This is a genomic window from Nonomuraea sp. NPDC050227 (assembly GCF_044459705.1).
In the GTDB taxonomy this organism is placed as follows: domain Bacteria; phylum Actinomycetota; class Actinomycetes; order Streptosporangiales; family Streptosporangiaceae; genus Nonomuraea.
Genome location: NZ_JBITJF010000002.1, coordinates 107,138 through 113,137 on the forward strand (window position 1 = coordinate 107,138; position 6,000 = coordinate 113,137).

2 protein-coding genes are annotated in these 6,000 nt (G+C 73.5%); one reads left to right on the top strand and one right to left on the bottom strand.

Annotation, left to right across the window (positions count from 1 at the left end; genetic code table 11):
- Nucleotides 1-23: 23 nt before the first annotated feature.
- On the bottom strand, nucleotides 24-2,147 hold the full coding sequence (locus ACIBK9_RS07735) for a SpoIIE family protein phosphatase (RefSeq protein WP_397156100.1): 2,124 nt from the start codon (nucleotides 2,145-2,147) through the stop codon (nucleotides 24-26).
- Nucleotides 2,148-2,570: 423 nt separating this feature from the next.
- Between ACIBK9_RS07735 and ACIBK9_RS07740 the strand changes: the two genes are divergently transcribed.
- Nucleotides 2,571-5,864, top strand: coding sequence for a S8 family serine peptidase (locus ACIBK9_RS07740; RefSeq protein WP_397156102.1), 3,294 nt, complete (start codon nucleotides 2,571-2,573; stop codon nucleotides 5,862-5,864).
- The last annotated feature ends 136 nt before the right edge of the window (nucleotides 5,865-6,000 follow it).

Here is a 6,000-nt window from a genome sequence, read left to right on the forward strand (position 1 = left end):
TAGCACTGAGCACTGAGCGGGGCTCAGCCCGCGTTCTCCCGGTGCCGCAGGAGCAGCAGCGCGATGTCGTCGGTGTGCGGGGCGTGGTCCAGCAGCGTCCCGGCGACCTGCTGGAGCTGCTCGCGCGGGGCGCTGGTCAGGTATGCCGCCAGCGTCCCGATGGCCTCGTCCAGGTCCACGCCCGGCGCCTCGACCAGCCCGTCGGTGTAGAGGGCCAGGACGGCGCCCGGCGGGAACGGCACCTCCACCGTGGCGTACTCGGCGTCGGCGTCGATGCCGAGCAGCAGGCCCGCCGGGATGTCGATGATCTCGGCCGGCATGTTGGGCGGGCGCAGCAGCGGCAGGGGATGACCGGCGTTGGCCGCCCGCAGCGTGCGCAGGCGCAGGTCGAAGTAGATGAGCAGGCAGCTGGTGAACAGGTCGGTGTCCAGGTCCATGAGCAGCCGGTTGGTGTGCTGGAGCACGTCCCCGGGGCTGGCCCCGACGGCGGCGTGGGCGTGGATGGCGGTGCGCACCTGGCCCATGAGCGCCGCGGCCGTCATGTTGTGCCCCTGGACGTCCCCGATGACGGCGGCGGCGGTGGTCTCGTTGAGGCGGATCAGGTCGTAGAAGTCGCCGCCGATGCCGACGCCGCGGGTCGCGGGCACGTACCGGGCGGCCACCTCCAGGCCCGGCATGTCGGGCAGGCTGCCGGGCAGCAGCGAGGTCTGCAGGCTGTGGGCCAGCCGGTCCTTGGTGTCGTAGAGCAGCGCGCGGTCCAGGGCCTGGCCCATCAGCCCGGCCAGCGTGGTCAGCGTCGCGCACTGCTCGGCGGTGAACGGCCGCGGGTGGTCGAAGGCCAGCAGGCAGACGCCGAAGGTGTCGTCGGAGACGGTCAGCGGCAGGAAGGCCCAGGCGGCCATCCCGTCGTCCTGGGCGGTGTCGGGGAAGGCCCGGCTCAGCTCGGCCCGGTCGGCGTAGAAGGCGGGCTCGCCCGTGCGGACGACCTGCTCGGCGGGGCTGGGCGCGGCCAGCGTCTGGCCGTCGAGCCGCTCCAGCACCTCGGGGACGTAGCCGTGGGAGCCGACGATCCGCATCCGGCCGCTCTCCGCCCTCATGATCGCCATGGCCTGGGCCTTGAACACCGGCATCACGTGCTCGGCGATGAGATCGACGACCTCTCGGACGTTCAGCGCCCGGGTCATCGCCGAGGCCATGTGCAGGAAGTTGTAGAAGACGTCGGCCCGCGGCAGCCCCGAGTTGTCCGGCATGAAGGCGCGCGCGGGCCGCTGCGCGGACAGGTCGGCCCCCGAGGGGGTGATGCGCAGGCTCAGGCCCGTCGGGTCCGGGTGCAGGACGAACTCCAGCTCGTGGCCGTCCGGCCGGCGGGCCGAGCAGGAGGCGACCTGCTGGCCGACCACCGCCGCCCGGCAGCGGTCCTGGAAGGCCGGGTCCTTCAGCCACGTCGCCGTCTCCCACAGCGGCGTGCCCAGCAACTCCGAGACGGTGGTGCCGAGCAGGCCGGCGGCGGCGGGGCTGGCGAAGGTGACGACGCCGTCCAGGTCGAGCGCGACGGAGCCGTCCCGCAGCCGGTCCAGGTAGCCGGCCGCGGCCACGGCCTCGTACGGGTCGGGCATCGGCGGCGGCACCGGGGTCAGCACCCGCGGCTCGCCGCCCGGACGCAGCGGACATCCGCTGTCGGCGGCCTGCTCCAGGACGGCCGCCAGGCGCTCGCTCGTGGCGGCGATGACCTCCTGCTCCGGCCCGCTCAGCTCGGCCGGCCGCCCGTCCGGCCAGAGCAGGATCCACGAGCCCCACATGCGGGAGTCGCTGTGCAGGGGCGCGGCGGCCGAGGCGAAGGCGTACGGGAAGGCCAGGGCCGTGCCCGGGAAGCGGCGGGCCAGCTCCTGCGCGGTCGGCACCCACACCAGCCGCCCCTGGCGCACGGCGGCGGCCACGGGCGCGCCGCCGTCCAGCCTGACGGTGGTCCACGGCTTGACGAGCTGCGCGGGCAGCCCGATCTCCGACTCCATCACCAGGACCTGCGGGGAGCCGGTCAGCAGGTACACCGCGCCGATGTGCGCGCCGGTGTCACGGGCGGCCTGGGCGAGCAGCTCGTCCAGCGCCGAGGTGTACGGCCGGGTCCCCTCGTCGGCGTGGCCGCCCACGGGCTACCTCGTTCCGTCCTGCGCTGACGTCGGCGCCGCGTCCCGTTGATCGCCCATAGGACAACTGTAGATATCCGTATTGGGGGTGATGCTCACCGTTGCCGGATTCTGGCGAAGAGGAGGGACGAATATGAGCTTTGCGGCGGGCGGCCGTCTGGTGGGGCCAATTGGCCGGAACGTGACAAAGCGGCGGGGTTCTCGGCCAGTTGATCGCTGTCTACACTCCGGTTCGGACGCCAACCCACCCCGCCCACGGGGAGGGGAGGCGGTCCAGCTCGTCACCCACCGGGGAGGGTCATCGATCTCTCCGGCATGCGCGCGTGGGGGTGACATGACGTCCTCGGCCGGGCCCGCGGGTTCGTGCAGCTCCTCGGCCAGGAGGTCTTTGTGTTGTCCCGTTCGTTCTCATCCCGTTTACGCCGGTTGACATCGTTAGCCGTCGGGCTCGGTGTCGTGCTGACCATGAGCCCGGCCGTGGCGCGGGCCACGCCGGCCCCGCCCGGAAAATGGCGGTCGGTGCCGCTCACCGGCGCCGAGGTGGTCGAGGGCGCCAAGTCCCCCACCGGCAAGCTCGCCAAGAGCGACGCCGCGCTGCTGAAGGTCACCTCGCCCGCGCCGGTCAACGTCATGGTCAAGCTGGACTACGACTCGCTGGCCGCCTACCAGGGCGGGCTGGCCGGGCTGCCGGCCACCAGCCCCGCCGTCACCGGCAAGGCCCTCGACACCAGGAGCGCCGAGGCCAGGAAGTACGGCACCCACATCCAGGACGTCGAGAACGCCTTCCTCGGCGAGCTGGCCAAGAAGGTCCCCGGAGCCGTCGTCGGCCAGCGCGTCAGGACCGTCTACGGCGGCATCGCCCTGCGCGTCCCGGGCAACAAGGTGGCCGACGTGCTGCGGCTGCCCGGCGCGGTCGCCGTCCAGGAGGACAAGCCGCAGCAGCTGCTGACCGACTCCAGCCCCGAGTTCATCGGCGCCGACACCATCTACGGCAAGCTCGGCGGCAGCTCCTCCGCGGGCAAGGGCGTGATCGTCGGCGTGCTCGACACCGGCGCCTGGCCCGAGCACCCGTCCTTCGCCGCCGCCCCCGGCCTGCCCGCCCCAGGGCCCACCAAGGACGGCACGCCGCGCGCGTGCAACTTCGGCGACAACCCGCTGACCCCCGCCAGCGACCCGTTCACCTGCAACAACAAGCTGATCGGCGGCCAGCCGTTCATGGAGACCTACAACGCCGTCTACGGCGGCGAGGTCTACGGCGACAGCGCCCGCGACTCCAACGGGCACGGCACCCACACCGCCAGCACCTCCGCGGGCGGCCCGGTCGCCGACGCGAACCCGCTGGGCATCAGCCGCGGCCCGATCCACGGCATCGCCCCGGCCGCCGAGGTGTCGGTCTACAAGGTGTGCGGCGCGCAGGGCTGCTTCCCCTCCGACTCGGCGCAGGCCGTGGCGCGGGCCGTCCTGGACGGCGTCCGCGTGATCAACTTCTCGGTCTCCGGCGGCAGCGACCCCTACAGCGACCCGGTCGAGCTGGCCTTCCTCGACGCCTACGCGGCCGGCGTGCTGGTCTCGGCCTCGGCCGGCAACTCCGGGCCCGGCGCCGGCACCACCGACCACCGCGGCCCCTGGGTGACCACGGTGGCCGCCTCCTCGCAGTCCAGGACGTTCCAGTCCACGGTCACGCTGTCCGGCGGCGGCGCCACGGCGACGATCAAGGGCGCGTCCATCACCGCTGGCCTGGCCTCGCCGCTGCCCGTCGTGCCGGCCTCGGCGCCGCCGTACTCGCGCGCCGCGTGCGACGTCCCGGCCCCTCCCGGGCTGTTCACCGGGAAGATCGTCGCCTGTGAGCGCACCCCCAACCGCGTGCTGAAGAGCTTCAACGTCAGGCAGGGCGGCGCGGCCGGGATGATCCTCTACAACGCCTTCCCGTTCGACGTCTTCACCGACGCCCACTGGCTGCCGTCCGTGCACGTGGACAAGCCCGAGGCCGACACCCTGCTGGCCTTCCTGGCCGCCCACCCCGGCGCCACCGCCTCCTTCACGCAGGGCGCCAAGTCCACCTGGCAGGGCGACGCGATGGCGCACTTCTCCTCGCGCGGCCCCGGCGGCGACTTCCTCAAGCCGGACGTCACCGCGCCCGGCCAGCACATCATGGCGGGCATGACGCCGACCCCCGAGTCGCCGCTGGAAGGCCCGCCCGGCAACCTCTACCAGGTCATCTCCGGCACCTCGATGTCCGCGCCGCACGTCACCGGCTCGGCGGCGCTGGTCTTCGCCCTGCACCCCACCTGGACGCCCGGCCAGGTCAAGTCGGCCCTGGAGACCACGGCGAAGACCGCGGTCACCAAGCAGGACAGGACCACCCAGGCCGACCCGTTCGACATGGGCGGCGGGCGCATCGACCTGACCAAGGCCGGTGACCCCGGACTGACCCTGGACCAGGACGCCGCCGGCTTCGTCGCCTCGGCCACCGACCCGCTCAACCGGATCGACCTCAACCTGCCCTCGGTGAACGCGCCCACCATGCCCGGCGTCATCACCGCCAAGCGCACCGTCACCAACACCACCGGCTCGTCGCTCACCTTCACCGCCTCCGGCACCACCGTGAGCGGAGCCGCCGTCGCCGTGCTGCCGCCGCTGTTCACCGTCGCGCCCGGCAAGAGCGCCAAGTTGAGCATCGTCGTCACCGCGCCGGAACTGCCCGACGGCCAGTACTTCGGCCAGGTCAACCTCAAGCAGGTCGGCGGCTCGCGCGCGCTGCACCTGCCGGTGGCGTTCTACCGCAAGCAGGGCGCGGTGCCGGTCGAGCAGACCTGCGCCCCGGACACCATCGCCACGAACACCGGCGAGTCCACCTGCACCGTCACCGTGCGCAACACCACGTACGAGGACGCCGAGGTGACCGCGCTCAGCACCCTGGACGCCCGCCTGCGCCTCAACGGCGTCACGGGCGCGACCAAGGTCGGCACCCAGGTCGCCACCACCAAGGCGACGCTGGCCGCCACCCAGCCCGCCCGGCCGGCGATCGCGCCCGGCGCCGGACCGGCCGGCTACATCCCGCTCGACGCCTTCGGCGTCACGCCCACCCCGATCGGCGACGAGCAGGCGCTCAACTTCACCGTGCCCGCCTTCCAGTTCGCCGGACGCAGCTACACCCGGCTCGGCGTCACCTCCGACGGCTACAGCGTCGCGGGCGGGGCCACCGGCGACGACGTCTCAGCGACGCCGCAGACGCTGCCCGACCCGGCGCGGCCCAACGGCGTGCTCGCTCCCTACTGGACCGACCTGGACGGCACCGCCGCGCCGGGCGTCCTGGCCACGATCCTGACCGACGGGGTCAACGACTGGCTGGTGGTGGAGTGGCGGCTGAACCTCTACGGCACCACCGACCTGAAGGTCTTCCAGCAGTGGATCGGGCTCAACGGCGTGGAGGACGTCAGCTACGCCTACGACCCGGGCAACCTGCCCGGCTCGCCGCCCGCCGGATACGGCCTGACGGTCGGCGCCGAGAACGCCGAGGGCACCGCCGGCGCCCAGATCTCCGGGCCGCCCACCCAGGATCTGGTCGTCACCAGCACGCCGGGGGCGCCCGGCGGCAGCCTGACGTACTCGATGAAGGTCAAGGGGGTCAGCGCGGGGGTCGGCAAGATCACGACCGCCACCTCGACCCCGCAGGTCAAGGGGATCACCGTCGAGGTGGACAAGATCACCGTCCAGTGACCCGCCGGTGGGCGGGGGGGGGGGCCCCCCCCCCCGCCCCCCCCCGCCCGCCCCCCCCCCCCCGCCGCGCCCCCCCCCCCCCCCCCCGGCCCCGGGGGTTCGCGGGGCACCCCCCAAGGGGGGGCCCCCCCGAGGG